General features: G+C 69.6%; 2 protein-coding genes and 1 pseudogene. 2 read left to right on the top strand and 1 reads right to left on the bottom strand.

Annotated features, from left to right (window positions below; translation table 11 throughout):
* Positions 1–200, bottom strand: a 200-nt coding sequence (locus tag AB0I22_RS39720) for a helix-turn-helix transcriptional regulator (RefSeq protein ID WP_363135908.1), incomplete at its 3' end; no start/stop codon positions are given.
* Between the two features lie 108 nt (positions 201–308).
* Between AB0I22_RS39720 and AB0I22_RS39725 the strand changes: the two genes are divergently transcribed.
* Both AB0I22_RS39725 and AB0I22_RS39730 read left to right on the top strand, forming a co-directional pair.
* Complete coding sequence (locus tag AB0I22_RS39725; protein WP_363135907.1) at positions 309–542, top strand: hypothetical protein; 234 nt, start codon at positions 309–311, stop codon at positions 540–542.
* A gap of 236 nt (positions 543–778) precedes the next feature.
* Positions 779–1,407 (top strand): annotated as a pseudogene (locus tag AB0I22_RS39730) (hypothetical protein); the annotation flags it as partial.

Raw genomic sequence — 1,407 nt, forward strand, 5'->3', positions numbered from 1 at the left:
ACCAGCGGGAGGCTGGCGCGGCGTCCGGACTCCATGTTGGCGATCACGTTGCGCGGGATGGGATGCCCGAGCCGCTCGCACCGGTCGGCCAGATCTTGCGCGCTCCACCCCTTCTCCTTCCTCCTGCGCCGGACTTCGCCGGCCACGTTGGCCTTGACCCGGTCCACCCACTCGGGGAAGCCGTCCTCTTCATCGTCGATATCGCGCTGTGTCACATAGACACATTAGCTTGAGGATCCTGGTTGGTGCCGCCTGGAGCTGGACGTGATCGCCACGTTCGCCGAGGGCTGTACCGAAAGGGATGCCGCATGCACGAAGACGACGCCATGGCCCGACGTGCGAAGGGGATGAGCCGGGAAGACCTGCTCGCGCTTCCGGTGGCCATTGACCTGGACACGAGTAATCGCGCGTTGGGGCTCGGGCGGAGCAAGGGGTACGAGCTGGCGAAGCGGGGCGCGTACCCGTGCAAGGTCCTGCGGCTCGGCAACGCCTACCGGGTCGTCACCGCGGATCTGCTGCACCTGCTCGGGCTGGCGGCGTGAGGCGGCGGCAACATAGCAGACGGTTCTGCGTTGAGCTGACACAGAATCGCTGGACTGTGGGCGGGTGTGGACGTACGGTCCGTGTTCCCTCGCGATGGCTCGAAGCCCGCGAGAGGGGAACGGGCCTCCGGCGGTGCAACGCCGGAGGCCCCAGCAACCCCGAACGGCCCGTCAAAAACCGACCCGGCGACGGCATGGGCGCGCATGCCCGCCACCGCCAGACGAGGAGCCGCCGCATGGAACATGCCGGAGCCCAGCCCTATTCCACCCCCGACGAGCCGCCGTCCTGGCCGCCGGTCGCCGTGCCTGGCCAGCCGCCTAAGACCGGGCCCGCGGAGTCCGCGCCGCTCGCGGGAGATGACGAGCCGGCCTCGGTGCCCGAGGGCGCGCAGGTGCTGGCGGAGCTGCGGGATCAGATTCGCCGGTATGTCGTGCTGCCCAGCGAGGAAGCCTTCACGGCCGTCACCCTCTGGGTCGCTGCCACCCACTTGCAGACCGCGTGGCAGCACGCTCCGCGGCTGGCCGTGGTGGGTCCGGCCAAGCGGTGCGGCAAGTCGCGGCTGCTGGACGTGATCACCGAGAGCGTCCACGAGCCGCTGATCACGGTCAACGCCTCGGCCGCCGCGGTGTTCCGGTCGATCACCGACACCCCGCCCACCCTGCTGGTCGACGAGGGCGACACCCTCTTCGGCTCCGTGAAGGTCGCGGAGAAGAACGAAGAGATGCGCGGCCTTCTCAACGCGGGGCACCAGCGCAACCGCCCCACCCTGCGGGTGTCCGGCCCCAACCACGAGGTCGCGAAGTTCCCCACCTTCGCCATGGCGGCCCTCGCGGGCATCGGCGACCTGCCGGACACGATCATGGA

The organism is Streptomyces sp. NPDC050610 (assembly GCF_040654875.1).
GTDB lineage: Bacteria > Actinomycetota > Actinomycetes > Streptomycetales > Streptomycetaceae > Streptomyces.